Origin of the sequence: Pseudomonas arabinosi, from assembly GCF_047758675.1 — a bacterium.
Taxonomy (GTDB): domain Bacteria; phylum Pseudomonadota; class Gammaproteobacteria; order Pseudomonadales; family Pseudomonadaceae; genus Aquipseudomonas; species Aquipseudomonas arabinosi.
In genome coordinates, this window is the sequence record NZ_CP180480.1 from 4,250,234 (window position 1) to 4,271,802 (window position 21,569).

General features: G+C 60.8%; 23 protein-coding genes. 11 read left to right on the forward strand and 12 right to left on the reverse strand.

Annotated elements, in window-relative coordinates; translation table 11 throughout:
• Positions 1–45: 45 nt before the first annotated feature.
• The 4 genes from ACMXYJ_RS19690 to ACMXYJ_RS19705 form a co-directional block, all read right to left on the reverse strand.
• Positions 46–624: a hypothetical protein gene (locus ACMXYJ_RS19690; protein ID WP_415756523.1), complete on the reverse strand. Its 579-nt coding sequence runs from the start codon at positions 622–624 to the stop codon at positions 46–48.
• A gap of 1 nt (position 625) precedes the next feature.
• The gene (locus ACMXYJ_RS19695; RefSeq protein WP_415756524.1) at positions 626–2,794 is read right to left on the reverse strand and encodes a xanthine dehydrogenase family protein molybdopterin-binding subunit; all 2,169 of its coding nucleotides are present in this window, start codon (positions 2,792–2,794) and stop codon (positions 626–628) included.
• Between the two features lie 25 nt (positions 2,795–2,819).
• Positions 2,820–3,275: a (2Fe-2S)-binding protein gene (locus tag ACMXYJ_RS19700; protein WP_054615082.1), complete on the reverse strand. Its 456-nt coding sequence runs from the start codon at positions 3,273–3,275 to the stop codon at positions 2,820–2,822.
• Positions 3,276–3,571: 296 nt separating this feature from the next.
• Complete coding sequence (locus ACMXYJ_RS19705) at positions 3,572–4,417, reverse strand: oxidoreductase (RefSeq protein WP_415756525.1); 846 nt, start codon at positions 4,415–4,417, stop codon at positions 3,572–3,574.
• A gap of 114 nt (positions 4,418–4,531) precedes the next feature.
• Between ACMXYJ_RS19705 and ACMXYJ_RS19710 the strand changes: the two genes are divergently transcribed.
• Positions 4,532–5,452, forward strand: coding sequence for a LysR family transcriptional regulator (locus tag ACMXYJ_RS19710; protein WP_415756526.1), 921 nt, complete (start codon positions 4,532–4,534; stop codon positions 5,450–5,452).
• A 10-nt stretch (positions 5,453–5,462) separates the two neighbouring features.
• Here ACMXYJ_RS19710 and ACMXYJ_RS19715 read toward each other — a convergent pair whose 3' ends face one another.
• Entirely contained in the window at positions 5,463–5,711 is a 249-nt protein-coding gene (locus tag ACMXYJ_RS19715) for a transmembrane sensor/regulator PpyR (protein ID WP_415756527.1), read from the reverse strand.
• 159 nt (positions 5,712–5,870) lie between these two features.
• Positions 5,871–7,229, reverse strand: coding sequence for an XAC2610-related protein (locus ACMXYJ_RS19720; protein WP_415756528.1), 1,359 nt, complete (start codon positions 7,227–7,229; stop codon positions 5,871–5,873).
• A gap of 182 nt (positions 7,230–7,411) precedes the next feature.
• Between ACMXYJ_RS19720 and ACMXYJ_RS19725 the strand changes: the two genes are divergently transcribed.
• Entirely contained in the window at positions 7,412–7,915 is a 504-nt protein-coding gene (locus ACMXYJ_RS19725) for a VOC family protein (RefSeq protein WP_415756529.1), read from the forward strand.
• 35 nt (positions 7,916–7,950) lie between these two features.
• The gene (locus ACMXYJ_RS19730; protein WP_415756530.1) at positions 7,951–8,784 is read left to right on the forward strand and encodes a helix-turn-helix domain-containing protein; all 834 of its coding nucleotides are present in this window, start codon (positions 7,951–7,953) and stop codon (positions 8,782–8,784) included.
• Here ACMXYJ_RS19730 and ACMXYJ_RS19735 read toward each other — a convergent pair.
• The gene (locus ACMXYJ_RS19735) at positions 8,781–9,368 is read right to left on the reverse strand and encodes a LysE family translocator (protein WP_415756531.1); all 588 of its coding nucleotides are present in this window, start codon (positions 9,366–9,368) and stop codon (positions 8,781–8,783) included. The genes ACMXYJ_RS19730 and ACMXYJ_RS19735 overlap by 4 nt on opposite strands.
• A gap of 170 nt (positions 9,369–9,538) precedes the next feature.
• Between ACMXYJ_RS19735 and ACMXYJ_RS19740 the strand changes: the two genes are divergently transcribed.
• From ACMXYJ_RS19740 to ACMXYJ_RS19760, 5 genes are all read left to right on the forward strand, one after another.
• Entirely contained in the window at positions 9,539–10,159 is a 621-nt protein-coding gene (locus ACMXYJ_RS19740) for a LysE family translocator (RefSeq protein ID WP_415756532.1), read from the forward strand.
• 73 nt (positions 10,160–10,232) lie between these two features.
• Entirely contained in the window at positions 10,233–11,273 is a 1,041-nt protein-coding gene (locus ACMXYJ_RS19745; protein WP_415756533.1) for a DMT family transporter, read from the forward strand.
• A gap of 80 nt (positions 11,274–11,353) precedes the next feature.
• A complete protein-coding gene (locus ACMXYJ_RS19750) occupies positions 11,354–12,436 on the forward strand; it encodes a bifunctional transcriptional activator/DNA repair enzyme AdaA (protein WP_415756534.1) in 1,083 nt (360 codons plus the stop codon).
• 43 nt (positions 12,437–12,479) lie between these two features.
• Positions 12,480–13,283: an isocitrate lyase/PEP mutase family protein gene (locus ACMXYJ_RS19755; RefSeq protein WP_415756535.1), complete on the forward strand. Its 804-nt coding sequence runs from the start codon at positions 12,480–12,482 to the stop codon at positions 13,281–13,283.
• Between the two features lie 4 nt (positions 13,284–13,287).
• Positions 13,288–13,944, forward strand: coding sequence for a DNA-3-methyladenine glycosylase family protein (locus ACMXYJ_RS19760; protein WP_415756536.1), 657 nt, complete (start codon positions 13,288–13,290; stop codon positions 13,942–13,944).
• A 169-nt stretch (positions 13,945–14,113) separates the two neighbouring features.
• Here ACMXYJ_RS19760 and ACMXYJ_RS19765 read toward each other — a convergent pair whose 3' ends face one another.
• The 3 genes from ACMXYJ_RS19765 to ACMXYJ_RS19775 all read right to left on the reverse strand — a co-directional run bounded on the left by ACMXYJ_RS19765 (position 14,114) and on the right by ACMXYJ_RS19775 (position 17,323).
• Positions 14,114–15,211, reverse strand: a complete 1,098-nt coding sequence (locus ACMXYJ_RS19765) for an extracellular solute-binding protein (RefSeq protein WP_415756537.1) — start codon at positions 15,209–15,211, stop codon at positions 14,114–14,116.
• A 2-nt stretch (positions 15,212–15,213) separates the two neighbouring features.
• Positions 15,214–16,338, reverse strand: coding sequence for an agmatine deiminase (gene aguA / locus ACMXYJ_RS19770; RefSeq protein WP_415756538.1), 1,125 nt, complete (start codon positions 16,336–16,338; stop codon positions 15,214–15,216).
• 100 nt (positions 16,339–16,438) lie between these two features.
• Positions 16,439–17,323, reverse strand: coding sequence for a LysR substrate-binding domain-containing protein (locus ACMXYJ_RS19775; RefSeq protein ID WP_033054579.1), 885 nt, complete (start codon positions 17,321–17,323; stop codon positions 16,439–16,441).
• 281 nt (positions 17,324–17,604) lie between these two features.
• Here ACMXYJ_RS19775 and ACMXYJ_RS19780 point away from each other — a divergent pair, with 281 nt between their 5' ends.
• The 3 genes from ACMXYJ_RS19780 (at position 17,605) to ACMXYJ_RS19790 (ending at position 19,433) form a co-directional block, all read left to right on the forward strand.
• Positions 17,605–18,009 (forward strand): PaaI family thioesterase, encoded by a 405-nt coding sequence (locus ACMXYJ_RS19780; protein ID WP_415756539.1) that lies wholly within the window; start codon positions 17,605–17,607, stop codon positions 18,007–18,009.
• Between the two features lie 46 nt (positions 18,010–18,055).
• Positions 18,056–18,544 carry a GFA family protein gene (locus tag ACMXYJ_RS19785; protein ID WP_415756540.1) on the forward strand — a complete coding sequence of 163 codons (489 nt, stop codon included), beginning with the start codon at positions 18,056–18,058 and terminating at the stop codon, positions 18,542–18,544.
• Positions 18,545–18,644: 100 nt separating this feature from the next.
• Positions 18,645–19,433 carry a MipA/OmpV family protein gene (locus tag ACMXYJ_RS19790; RefSeq protein WP_415756541.1) on the forward strand — a complete coding sequence of 263 codons (789 nt, stop codon included), beginning with the start codon at positions 18,645–18,647 and terminating at the stop codon, positions 19,431–19,433.
• A gap of 137 nt (positions 19,434–19,570) precedes the next feature.
• On the opposite strand, the gene ACMXYJ_RS19795 is transcribed toward ACMXYJ_RS19790, so the two are convergent.
• Entirely contained in the window at positions 19,571–20,857 is a 1,287-nt protein-coding gene (locus ACMXYJ_RS19795; RefSeq protein WP_415756542.1) for an ATP-binding protein, read from the reverse strand.
• Positions 20,858–21,565 (reverse strand): winged helix-turn-helix domain-containing protein, encoded by a 708-nt coding sequence (locus tag ACMXYJ_RS19800; protein WP_095128502.1) that lies wholly within the window; start codon positions 21,563–21,565, stop codon positions 20,858–20,860. It lies immediately after the preceding gene.
• Positions 21,566–21,569 lie beyond the last annotated feature (4 nt).

Consider the following 21,569-nt stretch of genomic DNA (forward strand, 5'->3'; position numbering starts at 1 on the left):
AGAGTCGTCCATACCCGGTTTGACTCCCTGTTAACGGACCGCCGGTCAACTACCCACGACCGGACATGGCCCTCCCGCGTCAGCCCAGCGTTTGAACTGGGTGACGAAAATGTCGTGCGGCACCGGGACCGGCGCCCTTCCCTGCCCCGGATTCCAGCCCCAAAGCACCAATTTGTCATCGCTGACATGCTTGATCAGCGCGGCGAAATCGCGGTCACCGTTGCTGGAACGGTCCTTGATCATTGCGCACAACTGGTCGGCCGGCAGACCGATCCAGGCCATTTTGTGCGCGGCGGGCGGTAGGCTCCAGTGCGGCGCCCCCGGCGGTGCGTGAGCCCCGTAACTGGCCGGCGGATTACGCTCGGCGTGGCAGGTAGCGCAGGGCAAACCCGCCGCGCCCTTGCCGTCCATGCCCCGCACGACGTTCATGGCGTGAGGAATCCCGGCGTCGAATTGCAACGGCGAATCGCCGGGAATATGGCAGTTCTGGCAGCGCGGGCTCTGAAAGACCTTTTGTACGGTATCGAACGCCTTGATCGCTTCCTTATCGTCAGCAAACAGGTCCTCGGCGTAACCGACCAGGCCGATCAATACCACCGCGCCAAGAATCAGATGTCGTCTCATCTCACACCCCCGACAGTTGCAGCGGCAGTTCCCGCAAGCGCTGCCCGGTCAGGGCGAACACCGCGTTGGCCACCGCCGGCGCCGTGGGCGGCACACCGGCCTCGCCGATGCCGCCGGGTTTGTCGCTGCTGGGCACGATATGCACTTCCACCACCGGCATTTCGTTGAGCCGCAGCACTTGATAATCATGGTAATTGGACTGCACCACCTGCCCGTTCTTGAAGGTCAGTTTGCTGTGCAAGGTAAATCCGAGGCCGAAGGTGATGGCCGATTCCATTTGCGCCGCGATGCTCATCGGGTTGACCGCAATGCCGCAATCCACCGCACACACCACCCGATGCACGCGGATCGCCAGGTTGTCCTGGGACACCTCGGCCACCTGGGCAACATAACTGCCGAAAGACTCATGCACCGCGACACCCAACGCATGGCCGTCCGGCAGTGGCGCCTTCCAGTTGGCTTTCTCGACGGCCAGGTTCAGCACGCCGAGATGCCGTGGATGATCCTTGAGCAAGGTTCGTCGGTACTCGACCGGATCCTTGCCGGCCGCCTCTGCCAGTTCGTCGATCAGCGACTCCATCACGAACGCGGTGTGGGTGTGCCCCACCGAACGCAGCCAGAGCACGAGGATGCCGGTTTGCGGCGAATGCAGATCAACCTGGTGATTCGCCAACCCCTCAAGGTACGGACTGTCGGCAACCCCTTCGACAGAGGTCTTGTCGATGCCATTCTTGACCATGGTCGCCTCGAATGACGTGCCTGCCATGATCGACTGCCCGACCATGACATGCTTCCAGGCGATCGGCAGGCCGCCGGCATCGAGGCCGATGCGGGCCTGATGGAGGAACGCGGAGCGGTAGTAGCCGCCGCGAATGTCGTCCTCCCGGGACCAGACGGTTTTCACCGGTGCACCCGCTGCCTTGGCGACTTCCACGGCTTCTGCGACAAAGTCCGAGGTCGGATTGGCCCGGCGACCGAAACCACCGCCGAGAAACTCGGTATGAATCTCCACCTGCTCGGGTTTGAGCCCGGTGATTTTCCCGGCGACCATTTGATCCAGGGTCTGGAACTGGGTGCCGGTCCAGATTTCGCATTTGTCCTGGGTGATCTTCACCGTGCAATTGAGCGGTTCCATCGGCGCGTGGGCCAGGTACGGCACGCTGTATTCGACATCGATGGTCTTCACCGCTTTACCCAGACCCGCCGCGACATCACCGGCCTGACTGGCCGAAGCGCCAGGGGTGGCGGCGAGTTTGCGGAAGCTTTCCAGCAGTTGCTGACTGTCGAGCCCAGTGTTCGGCCCCAGGTCCCATTCGACCTTCAACGCATCGCGCCCCAGCTTCGCCGCCCAGTAATGATCGGCAATCACCGCCACCCCGGTGGGCACCTGCACCACTTTGTGCACGCCCGGGATCGCCAGCGCTTCGGCGCCTTCGAAGGATTTGACGCTGCCACCGAACACCGGCGAGCGCGCGACCATGGCGGTCATCAACCCGTCGAACTGCACGTCCATGCCGAACTTGGCACGGCCGGTGATTTTCTCCGGTGTGTCCAGGCGCTTGGTCGGTTTGCCAATGATTTTCCAGTCCTTGGACTCCTTGAGCTTGATCGACGCCGGATCCGGCACTGGCAGCTTGCCGGCGTCATCGGCCAGCTCGCCGTAGGTGGCGCGTTGGTCGCCGGCAATCACTACACCCGATTCGGTGCGAATCCCGGAGGGCGCGACGTTGAAGCGTTTGGCCGCCGCGTCGATCAACATCAAGCGCGCCGCTGCACCGGCCTGCCGGTAACGGTCGAACTCCATCCAGGTCGACGTCGAACCACCGGTAATTTGCATCCCGCCAAATCCTGCCAGGCCATACTCGGCGGCCGAAGCCGGTGCATGTTCGACACGGATCTTCGACCAGTCGGCGTCCAGTTCTTCGGCGATCAACATGGTGAGGCCGGTCCAGATTCCCTGGCCCATTTCCGAATGGCCGAGCAGCATCGTGACGCTGTTGTCATTGCCGATCCGTAAAAACGCATTGGGCGCGAAAACATTGCCTTGATTCTCGGCGCCCATGGCAAAGCGATGACCACCGGGGATGACAAACGCCACCACCAGACCACCGCCCAGCACCGCGCTGCCCTTGAGGAAACCGCGACGTGACAGAGGTTTGAGGCTGTTCATTGTTCAGACTCCCGTCAACGTGGCATCAACCGATCTCGGCGGCGCGTTTGACCGCTGCGCGGATCCTTGGGTAGGTGCCGCAGCGGCAGATGTTGCCGGACAGCGCCTGATCGATGTCGCTGTCGGTGGGCTTGGGAATTTTCGCCAGCAACGCAGCGGCCGACATGATCTGCCCGGACTGGCAGTAACCGCACTGCACCACGTCGAGTTCGGCCCAGGCTTGCTGCACGGGGTGCGAACCGTCGGTGGACAGGCCTTCGATGGTGAGGATTTTTTGCCCGTGGGCCACCGCGGTGGCGGGCGTGATGCAAGAGCGCAGCGGCGCGCCGTCGACGTGCACGGTGCAGGCGCCACACTGGGCCATGCCGCAACCGAATTTGGTGCCGGTCAGGTGCGCGACATCGCGCAGGACCCACAGGAGCGGCATGTCCGCGGGGACATCCAGCGCCTGGTCCTTGCCATTGATGTTGAGGGTCAGCATTGCGAATGTCCTCAGACTCACGGTGTTCTGAAGGGGCTCTCGTTAGGCCCTTGTAGGAGCCGAGCTTGGTCGCGATGAACGATAACGCGGTGTGTCAGACCTGACGCCATCGCGAGCAAGCTCGGCTCCTACAGGGTCGGCGGGCTCTCGGGAACCTCGGGTATCCCTTCAGCTAAGCGCAAATTACCGGGCGAGACGGGTTCATCGACCACCGGTCACACAAAAATGACTGAAGTAACTCGCTCTGTGTAGCAGCTGCCGAGCCCGTGAGGCTGCTACATAGAGCGGTTGGGGGCTTAGAAGTCGGTGGACATCGACAGCTGACGCCACGTCTGCAACTCATCAGCAACGAAGGCGTTCTTGGCTTCGATCGCCGCGACACAGTCACTGCCCAGCGGTAAGCGCAGCGGGGCTTTTTGCGCTTCCACCAGGGTAATCATGGCCTGGGCGAGCTTGTCCGGATCGCCAGGCTGATTCAGGGTCACGGCCTTGGCAATTTTGCGCACCTCACCCGCTGTGCTGTCGTAGTCGGCAATCGAAGCCGGGGATTCAACCAGCGAATTGCCTTCGAGGAACTCGGTACGGAAATAACCGGGCTCGACAATGGTCACGTTGATGCCCAGCGGTGCCAGCTCGGCGTGCAGCGCCTCGCTCAAGCCTTCGACGGCAAATTTGGTCGAGCAATAGACGCCGAAACCCGGCCCCGACCTGTAACCGCCCACCGATGAGAGATTGATCACATGTCCACGACGAGCGGCGCGCATGTGCGGCAAGACAGCGCGAGTGACATTCAGCAAGCCGAAGACGTTGGTTTCGTACACGCGGCGCACTTCATCGGCGCTGGCTTCTTCCACCGCGCCGAGCACGCCGAAACCGGCGTTGTTGACCAGCACGTCGATGCGTCCGAAGTGGTCGATGGCAGACTTGGCAACCGCGACGCCCTGGGCTTCGTTGGTCACATCAAGGGTGGCGGCCAGCAAACCTGGCTGCTCGCCAAAACGCTGGGTGATGCTGCTGGCGTCACGGGCGGTGGCAACCACGGCGTCGCCATTGGCCAGCGCGGCGGCAGCGATCTTGGCGCCAATACCGCGAGAAGCACCGGTGATCAGCCAGACACGTTTGAAGTTTTGGGAGGTGGTCATGATCGCGAATCCTTGTAGGCCGTTGGGGTAAGCACAAGGTACGCAGGAACATTGGTCGGAAAAATGCCCTCGTGTTACAAGCACTATGAAACGCTCTTTCATAATGGCGCCGCTATGAATCACGACCCGTTTGATGGTTTGACCGAGTTTCTCGCCGTTGCCGAGCACAAAAGTTTCACCCTGGCCGCGACTCGGCTAGCCGTTACGCCCACCGCCGTCAGCCATGCGATCAAACTGCTGGAACGCCGCACCGGCGTGCTGCTGTTTCAGCGCACCACGCGTCGAGTGGCACTGACCGAAGCCGGCGCCAGCCTGTTTGCCCGCTTGCGTCCGGCGGCCAGTGAAATCGATGAAGCGCTGGCGGTGCTCAGCGGTTTCCGCGACCAGCCCATGGGCACACTGAGACTCACGGCCCCACGATTGTCCGGGTCTTTATTGATGGAGCCGCTGATTCCGCTGTTCCGCGAGGCCTACCCGCAAATCACTCTCGATATTTCCCTGGACGATGCCACGGTCGACCTGATGGCCGGCGGCTTCGATGCCGGGATTCGTCTGGGAGAGTCGATTGAAAAAGACATGATCGCGGTGCGCCTGACACCTGACCTGCAATGGTCGGTGGTGGGCTCTCCGGCGTACTTCGCCAAGGCTGGCAAACCGGCCATCCCGGAAGACCTGACCCGACATCAATGCATCGGCTTTCGCTTCTCGACTTCAGGCAACGCGCATCGCTGGGAGTTTCGCCGCGAGACTCGGGACTTTACCGTGGGCGTCGAGGGCGGCGTGATCGTCAATGACCGCCGGTTGTTGGTCGCGGCCGCTCGCAGCGGTTCGGGCCTGGCCTATGCCTGCGATCTGGAGATTGCCGACGAGTTGGCGGATGGACGCCTGGAGCGGGTGTTGCAACCCTTTGTGCCACTCAGCTCGGCGTTATACCTGTACTTTCCCAGCCGTACCCAGACACAGCCGAAACTGCGGGCCTTTATTGATTTGGCCACCCGGTGGATCGCTGAAAAAGGAGGCCTGGGACGCAGCTGAACCGTCGGCTTCAGGCCACGGCACCGACCAGACCTTTGCCCAGCCGATGCTGCGCCAGAAGACGCATCACGTAGCCAATTTTGAGCAAGGTCGGCCCGATGATGGTCATCGCATGCATCGACACCAGCACCACGATCGGCAAATGACCGTCGTAGAGATAAGCGCCGTAGATACCCGCCACCAGCAGCGCGAGACCGGCACCGAGGACCCGGCTCGACAGGTGCAGAACGTTCTGAGGATTGCTGAAGAACTCAAACATTTTTCCGTACTCCTGAATCAGAATCAGTTGTACGTAGGATGTATCAAGTCTCGTGCCAGATTAAAAACCTATAAAGATCAATGCTTTGAATTCATACAAGTCGATATGACTACTTCAAAAGTAGTCATATCGACCCTACAAAAAGTCATTACGACTACATCAAGGTTGTTTCACATAAGCCGCGCTGTACTTCTGATACTCACCAAAACCGGTCACTTCAGCGGCGCCATTGAGCAACTGCAGGCGAAACAGCGGATCGCCCTCGGGGTCCAGTGCAATGACAAGGTTGCCGGCGAGCAATGGGTACTGATGATGGACTTCAACTGGCGGATCCTTGAGCTGAAAAATGCTCAGGTTGATGTCCGCCATCTCGGGGCCGTTGTCGATCCCCGGCAATACTTTGAGGGTCAACTCGCCGACACGCCGATCCTGGAAATTGCTAACGAGGTAGCGCCCTTCTCGCTGGCTGTCTGCTACCCGCTCAAGCTTTTGCGCGGCAACTTTGAACGCGGTCGGCCGCACATTGATGCTTAATTGACGAGAGCCGTTGATCCACGTGCCGGTCTGGCTGCCCTGTTCGTTCGGCGTGCCTTCGACGAACCAGTTGCCGATCATCTGACCGTCGTCGTCCAGTTCACGCAGAACGATTCCACCATCTTCGTAGGTATTGCCCACCAGCCGGATCGGTTTACCGCTGCCGGTCTTGCTGTAGCGAACTTCGCCAACATAGACATCACCCTGACGTTGCCACCACAGCTCAACGGGGATCTTGTCATCGAGGGTGCCGCGCAACATCACGGGCGCTTCACCGATGGGACCCTCGAGACGACGACGCTCCGTCCATTGGCCGGATTTCAGTTCACGATCGGTAACGTCCACATAGCCAGAAGGCATGAACGGGTTGGCTTCCGACGGTTTCTGCACCACCTCTGTTTTCTCGGCCACCTTCACAGGGCGGTTGTCCTGTATTTGCCAGGTCGCGCCCTGGCGCCAGCAGCAACCGCTTTTGGACTGGGTATGCAGGCGCTTGGTGACCGGGTCGATGTCGAACATGCCCAGGTTTGCGTCACGGGTCAGTGCGGAAAAGGACGTGCTCAACACGAGCGTCGGGCTCTCGGGATCGAACAGATAGACGTCGTAGGAGGGACCGCCATAGCCCGCGTCATTGCCATTGCGTACGGCAAGATCTTGCTGCTCGTCGAAATTGAAATCGCCGAACAACAGCAGACTCTGATCGGCATACGCCAGGTTGCGGTCGAACTCCGAAGCTTTGCGGCCTGGCTTGAACAGCGCGAACGCTTCGGCTGACTCGATGCGCTGCAGCACCTGCCCGCCGGCCCTTTCGCGCAACGTAATCAGCGCGGGAGCGCCGTCGAAAGTCTGGGTGGGCGGCTGCGCAAATAGCACGTCGATGACGTATTTCTGCGCAGGGTCCGTGAGGTGATACGTCAGCGGCTCGGCGCTTACGGCAGCGGCAGCCAGCAGGCAGGAAACAGCCAATAAACGAGGAATAACCATGATGCAGAGCGTCCTTGCGGCAAACCAGGTCGGCAAGTCTAGCGGCTATCGGGTCGGGCCGACATTGTTGATTCCGTCGACCCAGGAAACACTTTCAACTTGTCGATCTACGGTACGGCCAGACGACCCGAGGCTGACTACGCTGAAAGTCCAGCCTGAGAAATCCGTAGAGGAGCTACACCATGCACCGCGTACAAAAACTCACGCCCTGCCTGTGGTTCGACAATCAGGCCGAGGAGGCCGCGAAGTTCTACTGTGCGATCTTCGATCATTCGAAAATCAGCGCCACCACCCACTACGGCAAGGCTGGTCAGGAGATCCACGGCAGGCCCGATGGCTCGGTGATGACGGTCAGTTTCGAACTGGACGGGCAGAGTTTTACCGGCCTCAACGGCGGCCCCGTCTTCACGTTCAATGAAGCGGTTTCATTTCAGGTCAATTGCCATACTCAGGAAGAAGTCGACCACTTCTGGGGGCGCCTGTCCGCGGGCGGTCCGGTTGAAGCCCAGCAATGCGGCTGGCTCAAGGACAAATTCGGTGTGTCCTGGCAGATCGTACCGGTGGCCCTGATGGACATGATGAAAGACCCTGACACGGCAAAATCCCAACGCGCCATGACGGCGATGTTGCAAATGAAAAAACTCGACATCGCTGCACTGCAACGAGCCTTTGACGGCGAGAGCTAATACACTTCGACGCTGACCTGCCGAGGACGCTGACCATGAAGCCCGCCGTTGCCAAAGACGCTGACAAAGCCCCGCGCTTCTGGCGCGACGACGCCCTGCCCTTCATCGAAGCCCGCTCCATCGCCGACGGCCGCGAGGTCTGCTACACCCGGCATTCCCACGAGCACTTTTCCATCGGTGCGATCACGGCCGGGCGCAGTACCTACCTTCACGAGCAATCACAATTCCAGGTCAGTGCCGGCACCGTGGTGCTGATGAATCCCGGTGATGTCCACGCCTGCAACCCCATCGATGACCAACCGTGGTCGTACCTGATGCTGTACGTCGAGACGCCATGGCTGACCGATTTGCAGCATCAGCTCGGCTTCAGCCAGGACTTGGCGTTTCGCCGGTTTTCCATCACCCACACTGACGACAGCGACCTGTTTGCCGGCCTGAAGGGTTTGTATGACGTGCTGGTCGATGCGCAGCAAGACGTGCTGCGCAAGCAAAGCGCGGCCGTTGAGTTTTTCACCGACGTACAGCAGCGGCTCAATCCAATCGATCAACCGCTGCGCGAGCCCAATTTCAAACTTGAACGGGCGGCCGATTACATCCGCGACAACTGCACGCACTTGCTCAAGCTCGAAGACATTGGCGAGGCAGCTCAGCTATCGCCGTCCTACCTGATCCGCGCGTTCAAGCAGCATTACGGCATGACGCCCCACGCCTTTCTGGTCAACCGGCGCATCCAGTTCGCCCGCGATCAGCTGCGCAGCGGCAAGCTGATCGCCGATGTGGCGCTCGAAGCCGGGTTTGCCGATCAGGCGCATTTTCAGCGAGCGTTCAAACAGCATCTGGCGGCGACACCGGGGCAGTATCGCGGCTAAAACAACAGGTACACCGCGCTCGCCGCCAGCAGCAGCAACGCCATGCTGCGATTGAACAGGCGCATGCCCGCCGGGTGACTCAGATAGCCGCGTAAAAACGTCCCGGCATAGGCCCAGCAGCCGACGGACAGGTAGCAAATCACCAGATACACCGCGGCAAACTGCCAGACCAGCCGCGCCTCGCCATCCGCCACAAAAGCTCCCATGCCGGCCACGCAGGCCAGCCAGGCTTTCGGGTTGAGCCACTGCATGACGGCGCCATACAGCATCGACGGTGCCCGGCCTGACTCCTTCGCATCCAGGTGCCCATTGTCGGCGGCCAACTTGAAGGCCATGTACAACAGGAACGCCACACCCGCCCATTGCACCACCTGCGTCAGCGCTGGCCATCGCTGCAACACCTCATGCAGGCCTAATCCCATCAACACCAACAACACAACGAAACCCAACGTCGCCCCGGCTACATGCCGTTGACTGGCGCGAAAACCAAACTGCGCACCGGAACTCAACGCCACGATGTTCACTGGCCCCGGGGTTATCGAGGCCACCAGTGCAAACGCCGCCATCGAGATAATCAGACTCATCACAGACCTTCTTCAATTCAGTTGAACGAGGCCTCAAGGTAAAGAGCGAGCTGATGGCTGTATTGAACAAAACACCCCTCAGCTGTACCGCGACCGACGTCCGCCACTGTATGGGGCAAGCCACCCCAGGCCTGTGATAAAAATACCGTTCCTGCGTTTGGAGACCCGTCATGGACCTCGCCACCCTCACCCTGTTTCTGCCGGCCTGCTTCGCCCTGAACATGGCGCCCGGGCCGAACAACCTGTTGTCGGTCAGCAACTCGACCCGCTACGGCTATCGCATCGCCTGTGTCGCCGGGATCGGTCGGCTGCTCGCGTTCGCCGGCATGATCGCCCTTGCGTCAGCGGGGCTGGCGGTGGTGCTGCAAACGTCGGAGTTGTTGTTCTACGCGATCAAGATTCTGGGGGCGGCGTATCTGCTCTACCTCGCCTGGCAATTGTGGCGCGCGGATCCCGGGGCGGAAAACATGGTGGCGGGCGCGCCGGTGGGGACGCTGGCGTTGGCACGGCAAGAGTTCCTGGTGGCGGCCGGCAATCCGAAAGCAATCCTGATCTTCACCGCGTTCCTGCCCCAGTTCGTCGACTCGACCCAAGCCGTATCGCCGCAATTCGCCGTGTTGGGCGCGTTGTTCCTGGTGCTGGAATGGATCGCCATCGGTGCCTACGCCTACATGGGCCTGCACATGCGCCGCTGGTTCGCCGAACCTCGGGGCAAGCGGCTATTCAATCGTTGCTGCGCAGGATTGCTGTCGGCGGCGGCTTCGGTGTTGCTGATGGCGCGGCGGGCCTGAGGTTATGGATTGACTGGACGCAATGCAGGTTCAAACTGCGTTTCATCCCGTCTCAATCTCCAACGAGCCTTGAATGAACCTGAACGTTGTATACGCCCTTGGTGCTGCCGCTCTTTTTGGCGCGAGTACGCCATTGGCCAAGTTGCTGGGCCTGAACCTTTCGCCGATCCTTTTAGCCGGGTTGTTGTACCTGGGCAGCGGGCTGGGCCTGACGCTCGTCAGACTGTTGCGCGACCGAAGCTGGCAGCCCAGCGGGCTGAAATCGTCAGAGTGGCCATGGCTGATCGGTGCCATCGTTTTTGGCGGCGTGCTCGGGCCGGTGGCGCTGATGTTTGGTTTGACCCTGACCGCCGGCGCCACGGCCTCGCTGATGCTCAACCTCGAATCGGTATTGACCGCCGTGCTGGCCTGGGTGGTCTTCAAGGAAAACGCTGACCGGCGCATCGTCGCCGGAATGCTGTCAATCGTCGCCGGTGGCTTATTGCTGGCCTGGCCGCAGAACCCGGCGCAGTCACAGGGCTGGATCGGACCGTTGGCGGTAGCGCTGGCCTGCGTCTGCTGGGCGATCGATAACAACCTGACGCGCAAGGTGTCGGCCTCGGATGCACTGTTTATTGCCGGCATCAAGGGGTTGGTCGCCGGGGCGGTGAACTGTTCTCTGGCGCTGTTGCTCGGCGCAAAACTGCCGCACATGACGGTGCTGGGGCCTACGTTGATCGTCGGTTTCCTGGGGTATGGCATCAGCCTGGTGTTGTTCGTTCTGGCGCTTCGAGGCCTGGGCACTGCGCGTACCGGCGCCTACTTTTCCACGGCACCTTTCCTCGGCGCGGCGATTGCCATCTTGCTGCTGAATGAACCCGTCACGCTGACCTTTTGGGCCGCTTCGCTGTTGATGGGCCTTGGGGTGTGGATTCACCTCAAGGAACGTCATGCCCATGAGCATCAACATGAGGCGCTCAAGCATGCTCATCGCCACGTGCATGACGAGCATCATCAACATGAGCATTCGTTCCAGTGGGACGGGACCGAACCCCACAGCCACGAACATGAACACACGCCACTGCGTCACAGCCATCCACATTTTCCGGACATCCATCACCGACACAGGCATTAGGCCGTCCTCATGACGAATGACTGGAATTCTCTGTCGATTTTCCGGTGGAGGCGTTGGGCGACGCGTCTTATGCTCACTTCATGAACCTACAAAACACTTTGCTTCCGCCCCACGCCGAGATGGTTCGCGCCATGCTCGAACGAGACACCGCCTACGAGGGGGTGTTCTTTACCGCGGTCAAAACCACCGGCATCTTCTGTCGCCCCAGTTGCACGGCGCGCAAACCAAAACCGGAGAACGTCGAGTTCTTCGCCCATGCCGATGAGTGCATGTCCGCGGGCTACCGCGCCTGTTTGCGTTGCAAGCCGCTGGACGCGGCGGCCATTGCCCCGGACTGGGTGCAGCGGCTGCTCAAATCGGTAGACGCCGATCCCGACCAGCGTTGGACCGATGCCCAGCTGCTGGCCGAGGGCATCGAACCGCTGAAACTGCGCCGCTGGTTCAAGCAGCATTTCGGCATGACCTTTCACGCCTGGCTACGCACCCGACGCCTCGGCATGGCGTTGGGCGGGATCAAACAGGGCGATTCCATCGACAACGCGGCGTTCGACTCGGGCTACGAGTCCCTGAGCGGATTTCGCGATGCGTTTCAAAAGTCCTTCAACATCACGCCGGGCCGCGCCGCCAACAGCGAGCCGCTGCTGTTCACTCGCCTGACCACACCGCTGGGGCCGATGATCGCCATGGCCGAAGGACGCGGGCTGGTGCTGCTGGAGTTTCTTGATCGGCCAGCGCTGACCAAGGAAGTCGAAGAATTGCAGAATCGGTATGGCTATGCGGTCGCGCCAGGGCATAACGCGCACTTGCAGCAGATTGAAGCCGAACTGACGCAGTACTTCGCCGGCAAACTCACTGACTTCAACGTTCCACTACACTTGCCTGGCAGCGATTTCGCCCGACAGGTCTGGGCCGAACTGGGGAAGATCCCGTATGGAAAGACCAGCACCTACGGCACCATTGCGGCGCTATTGGGCAAACCCGGTGCCAGTCGCGCCGTGGGCCTGGCCAACGGGCATAACCGTCTCTCGATTGTCGTGCCCTGTCACCGGGTGATCGGCACCGACGGCTCGCTGACCGGCTATGGTGGAGGACAACCGCGCAAGGCGTTCTTGCTCAGGCTGGAAAAAGCCGCGGTGCAGATCACGCAACAACTCGCATTCTGATTACTTTCCGGGTTTCTCAAAAAGTCATAAGGAAGGACCTTCGATGGACAACCTATTTCACCAGTTGCACCACGACGGCTTGCTGATCCTCACCAACGTCGCCGATGCCGCCGGGGCGCGCATCGTGGAACAGCTGGGCTGTAAAGCCGTCGCCACCAGCAGCGCGGCAGTCGCCTGGGCTCACGGTTATCCGGATGGCAATGCCCTGCCCCTTGAGCGCCTGATTTCAACGGTCGAGTCCATCGCCCGAGTGATCTCGGTGCCGCTGACCGTGGACATCGAGGCCGGTTATTCCGATGACCTGACGCGGGTCGCCGACCTCATCGATGCGGTGATTGCCGCCGGGGCCGTCGGGATCAATATCGAGGACGGTGCGTCCCCGCCCGAACTGCTGGTGCGCAAGATCGAAATCGCTCGGCAGGTTGCCAGTCGCCGAAATGTGAAGCTGTTCATCAACGCCCGGACCGATGTATACCTCAAGAGTCTGGTGCCCGCCGAAGACCGCGTGGCCGAGACGCTCAGGCGCGCCGCGTTGTATGAGGCGGCCGGTGCCGATGGTTTGTTCGCGGCTGGCGTCACGGCCGAGTACGAAATCGCTGCGCTGTGCCAGGGCACCACGCTGCCGGTGAACGTGCTCGGGCTCCCCGGCTTGCCATCGCCTGAAGAGCTGAAAGCCCTCGGCGTACGCCGTTTGAGCGCGGGTTCACGCATCGCCGAGTTTCTGTATGGCGCCATGAGCGCACTGGCCAAGAGCTTTCTGGAAACAGGAACACTCGACAGCCGTGATCTGAAGGCCTTCACCTATGGCGAAGTGAACGCGCTGTTGGCGCCGTCCGGGAAAGCTTGACCCCATGCCCGACGCCTATCTGCCCGCCACCGAGTTTCTATCGTCCATCGATGAGGACTGGCGCCGCCACATCGCCGCCGTCGGCCCTTGCCTGCATCAGCCCCATGCGGCTCGCGACCCTTATGAGTCGCTGGTGCGGGCGATTGCCTACCAGCAACTGCACGCGAAGGCCGGGGATGCGATTGTCGGTCGGTTGATCGCGTTGTTCGGGACGGGGGCGTTCCCGAGGCCTGAACAGATTCTGGCGACAGGCTTTGATCAAATGCGCGGTTGCGGGTTTTCCGCAACCAAGATCGCAACCATTCAGGGCATTGCCCAAGCGGCGCTGGACGGTGTCGTGCCGGATTACGCCACGGCACTGGCCATGGAGGATGAGGCGCTGATCGAGCGGTTGATCACCCTGCGCGGTGTTGGGCGCTGGACGGTTGAAATGTTGCTGATCTACAGCCTGGAACGGCCGGATATCTTGCCCGCCGATGATTTCGGGGTGCGTGAGGGGTATCGGCGGATGAAGGGGTTGGAGGTGCAGCCCAATCGCAAGCAGATGATTGAAATCGGGCTGGGGTGGAGTCCGTTTCGGACGGTGGCGGCGTGGTATTTGTGGCGGGTGCCGAAACCACCCCTCACCCCAACCCTCTCCCCAAGGGGTAGAGGGAACTGACCGTAAAGATCTGACGAATTACTGCAACCTGAAAGTACTGTATTGAATCCATAATCGACTCGGTTTCACAGGTCGATGGATCTCGTAGAACACCTCGGTCTGCCCCCTCTACCCCCTGGGGAGAGGGTTGGGGTGAGGGGTCGATGTCATGCCAAACACCGCACTCAAGTCACAACCCCGACTTCAACCGACTAAACGCCCGTATCAAAGCCCGATTAAACGCCTTGCCATTGTCATTCTTGCTATACAACGAAGACCTCACCTCGGCCGACGGATACGTCCCCGGGTCATTGCGAATCGCCGGATCAATCAAGCTGTCCGCCGCTGTTATCGCGTTGGCGTAATGGATGGTGTCAGTGATCGGCGCAATCACCTCCGGCGTCATCAGATAATCCATCAACGCCAGCCCCGCCTGCGGATGGGGCGCATCCTTGGGAATGACCATCGCGTCGAACCAGATCAACGTGCCCTCCTTCGGTATCCGATAACTCAGCTTGAACGGCTTGTTCGCAGCCTCGGCCTGTCCGGCGGCGATGGCCACGTTGCCGTTCCATGACATCGCGACGCAGGTGTTGCCATTGGCGAGGTCGCTGATGTTCAGGTCATTGTCGAAATAGCGGATGTAAGGCCGAATCTTGGCCAGTTGCTGTTCGGCCTGTTTCAGGTCATCGAGGTTCTGACGGTTGATGTCCAGGCCCATGTACTTCATGACCGCAGCGAAAACCTCGTTGGGATCGTTGAGCAAACTCACCCCGCAATCGGCAAATTTCGACACCACCGCCGGGTCGAACAGCATCGCCCAACTGTCCCGTGGTGCGTCGGGCAGGCGCTTCTTGATTGCCTCTTCCTGATAGCCGACGCCGGTGGTGCCCCAGGCGTAGATCCCGGCGTACCGATTGCCCGGATCGAACACCGCCATGTGCTGGCGAAACTCGTCACCCACGCCAGCAAAATGCGGCAGTTGTTGCGGGTTCAGGGTTTGAATCGCCCCGCTCTGAATCGCCCGGGACAAATGCTGGCCGGCGGTCAGCACCAGGTCATAGCCGCTGCGGCCGGTGAGTAGTTTGGTCTCTACGGTTTCCAGGGAGTCGAAGTGGTCGGCCACCACGTGGATGCCGGTTTTCTTCTCGAAATTGGTCAGGGTGTCCGGGGCCAGGTATTCGCCCCAGATGTACAGATTGACCACCGGCTTGGCGGTGTCGGCGGCCTGCACACACAGGGGTGCAAGCACCAGCAATAACGCTTGAGTCAGTTTGTGCAGGCCCATGTTCAAACTCCCTTTTTGTTGCAGGCACTGCCTGCGTACTGCGGCATGGTGATGCACGCGACGTTACCGCCGCCGAGGAGAATTTCCCGGGAGTTTTCGATACCGACGATTTTGTGTTGCGGGAACAGTTCGGCGAGGGTCGCCTGCGCGGCCTGATCGTTGCGATCGCCAAACAGCGGCACGACGATCGAGGTGTTGCCGGCGTAGTAGTTGATGTACGACGCGCAAATTTTCGTTCCGGCCTGACGGGTGTGCGTGCTGTCTTGCTGATCCAGGCCTTCGGCTTCTTCAGCGGTCCATTCCAGCACATCCGGTTGCGGCAGCTTGTGCACTTTCAGCTCACGGCCACGGCTGTCGCGGGTGCTGCGCAGAATGTCGTAGGCCTCCTGGTAGATTTCCCATTGCGGGTCATCGCGATTATCGGTCCATTGCAGCACCACTTCACCGGGGCGTACGAAACAGGCGAGGTCATCGACATGGCCGTCGGTTTCGTCGAACTTGCAGCCCCGTGGCAGCCAGATGATTTGCTCGGCGCCTAGGTAATCGGTCAGTCGCCGGGTGACTTCGTCCTTGCCCAAATGCTGGTTGCGATTGCGGTTGAGCAGGCATTGCTCGGTGGTCAGAATGCTGCCCTGGCCGTCGCTCTGGATCCCGCCCAGTTCGGCAATCAGCGGCGCGCGGTAACGGTCGAACCGTTCGATTTCGAGGATTTTTCTGGCGATCTGGTCGTCCTTGTCCCACGGGTAGTACAAGCCGCCGTCGAGGCCGCCGTATGCGTTGAACTCAAAGTCCACGCCGCGCACCTCACCGCTGTCGTCATTGACCACAAAGCATGGGCCACTGTCACGGAACCAGGTGTCGTTGCAGGTCATTTCCACCACCCGCACTTGAGGCGGCAATTGGCGGCGAGCGGTGGCGAATTGCGCGGCGGAGGCGCACACGGTGACCGGTTCGCTGCGGGAGATGGCGGTGACGATCTGCACCCAGACTTTCTGCGCAGGCTTGGCGCCATTGCGCCAGACATCGGTGCGCTCCGGCCAGCCAAGCCAGCAACCGGACTTGGTTTCGAACTCGCCGGGCAAACGGAAACCATCGAGTTTGGGGGTGGTGTCGAGCAAACGTGCCATGGTCAAACCTCATCAGCGGGGATTGGAATGACCACAGGCTACGGTCGCCGGCGCCCTCCTCGCCAACGATGATTATTTCGGAATACTTGAATTCAACTCATCAATCGATCAGTTGATCGTTGAACCATTCCAGCATCTGCGCCACTGCCGGGCGCTCCAATCTCACCCGTTCGCACACCAGCGCATATTGGCCGAGCGCAGTCATGCTGGAGGTGAACGGCCGGACCAGACGACCGCTCAGCAAATCCTCCTGCGCGGTCAAGTTATCGCCCATGGCCACGCCCTGCCCTTGAGCCGCCGCTTCCAGCGCCAAACCGGCGTGGGCGAAATACAGCTGCCGTTCGGGGCGCTGATCGCCAGCATGGCTGGTGAGCCAGGCGGTCCAGGTCTTGCCGTCCTGATCGTCGTGCAACAGGCAATGACGTGCCAGATCCTTCGGCGTTTTCAAGGTGCCCTGGTTGAACAGACCGGGGCTGCACACCGGGAAGAATTGCAAGGCCGGCAAGGGCCGGACGAAGTAGGCGCTGCTGTCCACCGGGCCGGTGCCGTAGGTGATCGCCAGGTCGATGTCTTCGCCCGGTGCCGTGGCATCGATCGGTTGTTCATAGAGGTGCAGGGTGATGTGCGGATAACGCGCGTAAAAATCCGTCAGGCGACTCATCAACCACTTTTGCGCCAACTCGGCGGTGACTGCCAGGCGCAACACCGCCAGCGATGAAGGGTCACGCAGCTCATCGCAGGCATCGCCGATCAGTTCGAAGGCCTGCTGCAAGCTTTGCATCAGGCGCCCGGCGGCCATCGTCGGGCGAATCTGCCGGCCTTCACGGATGAACAACGTCACGCCCAATTGCTCTTCGAGCTGGCGAATCTGGTGGCTGACCGCGCTGTCGGTGACGCACAACTCCGCCGCCGCCCGGCCGAAATGGGCGTGACGGGCGGCGCATTCGAAGGTTCTGAGTGCGGCCAGAGAAGGCAGTCGTCGCATGGCAAAGGCTCCAATAGGAAGGCGCCCATGCTGCCCCGGCCATGGGTGGGCGTCCAGCGGGACCGCGTTATCGTTCTTCGCGAGCAAGTCGAATCGTCGCACCGCCGCTCCCACATTTAACCGAGTTCTCCCGGATGAATGCGGACGAATGTGGGAGCGGGCTTGCTCGCGAAGAGGCCAGAACATTCACCACAAATCCAACGGCCCATCACCCTCCCTTATCCACCATGACTTCCCCCCAAACCCGGCGCATGTTGACCCCTCAACCGGAGGGATTCGCGATGCTCAATACACTCAAACAGATCAACTCAACCTCAGCCTTCAACCGCTGGGCCGGCATTGAAGTCACTCGCGCAGAAAGCGGCGAAGCCGAGCTCACCATGGCTTTTCGCGAAAGCGATATGGCGCAATACGCTGGCTTCCTGCACGCCGGACTGATCGGCGCGCTGCTCGACACAGCCTGCGGATTCGCAGCCGGAACAGTCGCCGGCAACGTGCTGGCATCGCATTTTTCAGTTAACTGCCTGGCACCTGCCATCGGCGAAGTGTTCATCGCTCGGGGTCGGGTGGTGAAGGCTGGCAAGAAACAAGTGTTCGCCCGCGCCGAGCTGTTCGCACAAACCGGCGACCAACTGAAACTGGTGGCGACCGGCGACGCGATTCTCGTACCGATCGAGGGCCGCTGAAGGTCTAGGCTGTCTTGGGTACGTTCCAGACCTGTCGGAGGTTCCCATGCAGCTCGAAGGTTCCTGCCATTGCGGCGCGGTGTCGTTCAGTTTGACCAGCGCCCACCCCTACCCGTATCAGCGTTGCTACTGCTCGATCTGTCGCAAGACTCAGGGCGGTGGCGGTTTTGCGATCAACCTCGGTGGCGATGCCGGCAGCCTGAAGGTGCGCGGTCGCAAGCACATCGCGATTTATCACGCACGACTCAAGGAGGAAGGCGATAAACGCGCCCACAGCAGCACCGCCGAGCGGCATTTCTGCTCTGTCTGTGGCTCGGGCTTATGGCTGTTCAGCCCCGAATGGCCGGAGCTGATTCACCCGTTTGCGTCGGCCATCGACACCCCGCTGCCGGTGCCGCCGGAACACACGCATTTGATGCTCGGTTCCAAGGCACCGTGGGTGGAAGTCGAGGCGCATCCTGGGGATCAGCGTTTCGACATCTATCCCGAAGAGTCCATCGCCGAGTGGCATGAGCGCCTGGGTTTGAACCGCTAAAACGGTTCACAGTCTTTGACAGTTTCCCGACAAAGCTGTCAAAGATTGCCGGCCGACAGCCGCCTAGCATGGGCGCATCCAAACTCCCTCGGGTGCTCCCATGTTTCGCTCGCTATGTCTATCGTTGACTTCGCTTTGCCTGCTCATTCCCACTGACTCTTTGCGTGCTGAAGACTGGCGCTACACCTTGCGGGCCGGTGCAGCCAGCGTGCCCCGTTACAGCGGCAGTGACGAACGTGTGGTGGCGCCGCTGCTGGGCGGTGAAATCGTCAGCCCTTACGGATTATTTCTGGACACTGAAAAGGGTCTGGGCTGGGCGTTTGACGAGGACGACTTCGGCCTCAGCGTGTACATCGGCGCCAGTGATGTGCGCAAGGATCGAAAGACCGGGTTCAAAGGTTCGGATGAGCTGAACGGTATGGGCTCGATCAAGTCGCGCCCGGTGCTGGGGCTTGACGGGACTTACCACATGGGGCCGATCATTCTCGGCGCGAGCTTTGAACATGCGCTGGAAAAAGACGATGACGATCACGACACCGGCTCGGCCTGGAACCGCTTGAAACTGAGCATCCGCGCGCCGTTTTATGAGGGGGACTATGGCAAGGTCGTGGGCAGCCTCAATAGCCAGTTTGGTGACAGCAATTACGTGCGCACCTGGTACGGCGTCAGCGATGCCCAGGCGTCGCGCAGTCAGTTCAGGGCCTATGACACACATGGCGGGCTGGTGAGTCGCGGGGCGGATTTGACCTGGTCATTGCCCGTCAATGATCAGTGGAGTGTTTCGACGGTACTGGCCGTGCAATATCTGGCCAACGATGCGGCGGACAGTCCGATTGTTGAGCGGCGGATGCAGACATCGTTGGCTTCGCAGGTGGTTTACACCTTTTGATCGGGTGGTGATGCTGATGGCCCCTTCGTCGGAACGCCGCCCGGAGCCGGCTCGCTCCCACATTTTGGAATGCATTCCCCCTGTGGGAGCGAGCCGGGCGGCGTTCCGACGAAGGGGCCAGTAAGAACAATACAAACTTAATCCAGGTGCGCCCAGGTCATGCGAAACGACGCCCCGCCCCACGGCGAGTCCGCCACTTCCACTTGCCCGCCATGGGATTGCGACACCCGCCGCACCAGCGCCAGGCCCAGGCCGAAGCCACCGGTGCGGCGGTCGCGGCTGGCGTCCAGGCGCGAGAACGGTTCGAAGATTTTCTCCCGCCCGTCCATCGGCACGCCAGGCCCGTCGTCGTTGACCCGCACTTCGTAGTGATCACCGGTGCGCACCAACGACACTTCCACCCGCTCATCGGCATAACGAATGGCATTGCGCAGCAGGTTGATCACCGCCCGGGCCATGAAACGCGGCTCGATACGGACCTCATCGACCTGACACTCGACAATCAGCAATTGCACGCCGGCGGCTTCGGCTTCCAGCGCGACGCTGCCGACCACGCTGTCGAGCCAACTGCTGGCCTGAATGTTTTCCCGAGTGATCACCGTGGCGCCGCGCTCGAGGCTGGCATAGGTGAGCAGTTCGGACACCATCTCTTCCAGTTCGCCGAGGTCGGCGTACATGTCGGCGATCAGTTCACGGTTCTGGGCTGGATCGGGTTGCTGCTTGAGCTGGTCGAGCTCGAACGACAGACGGGCAATCGGCGTGCGCAGCTCATGGGACACGGCGTTGGTCAGCTCGCGCTGATTGGCAATCAGGCCTTCGATGCGCGCTGCCATCAGGTTGAAGTGTTCGGCCAGGTCACGGATGTTCGAGCGTTTGGACAGCTGGATCCGCGACGACAGGTCGTTATCACCAAAACGCTCGGCCGCCAGGCGCAACTTTTCCAGATCGCGCCAGTGCGGCCGTACCCAGAAAAACAGCACGATGCCGATCAGCCCGGCCAGCATCAGGTACGCGGCGGCTATGTAGAACGGCATCAGGCTCGGCTCAGCCGGAAGCTTGATGCTCAACAGTTGAGAACCGCCGTCGATCGACGAAATGAACTGGGTGTACTTATCCCGAATGACCAGTTTCCCTTCGGCCAACAGGGTTTTTTCACGATCATCGAGGGCCAGTTGATCAGCTTCTGGCAGGCTCAGCCCCAAGCCGTAATGCGGGCGCAGCGTTTCCAGTTGTTGCGTACGCGCGGGGCCTTCGAGCCCGCGCAATTGCTCTACCAGCGACCAGGCCTGCCCTCGCACCGCTTCACGGTTATAGGCTTGCATTTGCCCATCGAGTAGCGCGTTGAAGGTGTGCTCAACCGTCTGCAATGCAAGCACCAGCCCCACCGCCAGCACCAGGTACAACCCTAAAAATAACCGCAGCATTTACAGTTCCCACGCAAACGGATTGAACAGGTAACCCTTGCCCCAGACGGTCTTGATGCACACCGGTTCGCGCGGGTTGTCCTTGAGCTTGCCCCGTAGTTTGCTGATGTAGACGTCAACGCTGCGGTTGAGACCGTCGAAAGCGATGCCCCGCATGCGATTGAGGATGTCGTCACGGGACAGAATCTTTCCGGCGGCGCTGGCCAGCAACCACAGCAGTTCAAACTCCATGGTGGTGAGTTCGATGCCCTCACCCGCCAGCCGCACTTCCCGGCAGCTGCGGTCGATGCTCAGATGGCCGAACTCCAGAGCGGTGCACACGCCGCTGTCCGGCGTCTGGCGACGTTGCAAGGCGCGTAACCGGGCCAGCAGAACGGGCGGTTTGATCGGTTTGATCACGTAGTCATCGGCGCCGGACTCCAGCCCGAGGATGTGATCAAGGTCGTCTTCCTTGGCGGTAAGAATGACGATCGGCGTGTCGGACACGCTGCGGATCTCGCGGCACACGTGCAGACCGCTCTGGCCCGGCAGCATCAGGTCGAGCACGACAACTTTCGGTTTGAATTCGAGGAACGCGGCCAATGCAAGGTCACCGCGATGCACCTGCCGCACCTCAAAACCGTGTTGGGACAGGAAATGCGCGATCAGCCCGGAGAGCTTTTCGTCGTCTTCCACCAGCAGTACTTTGCCAAAACCCAGGTTATCCATAACG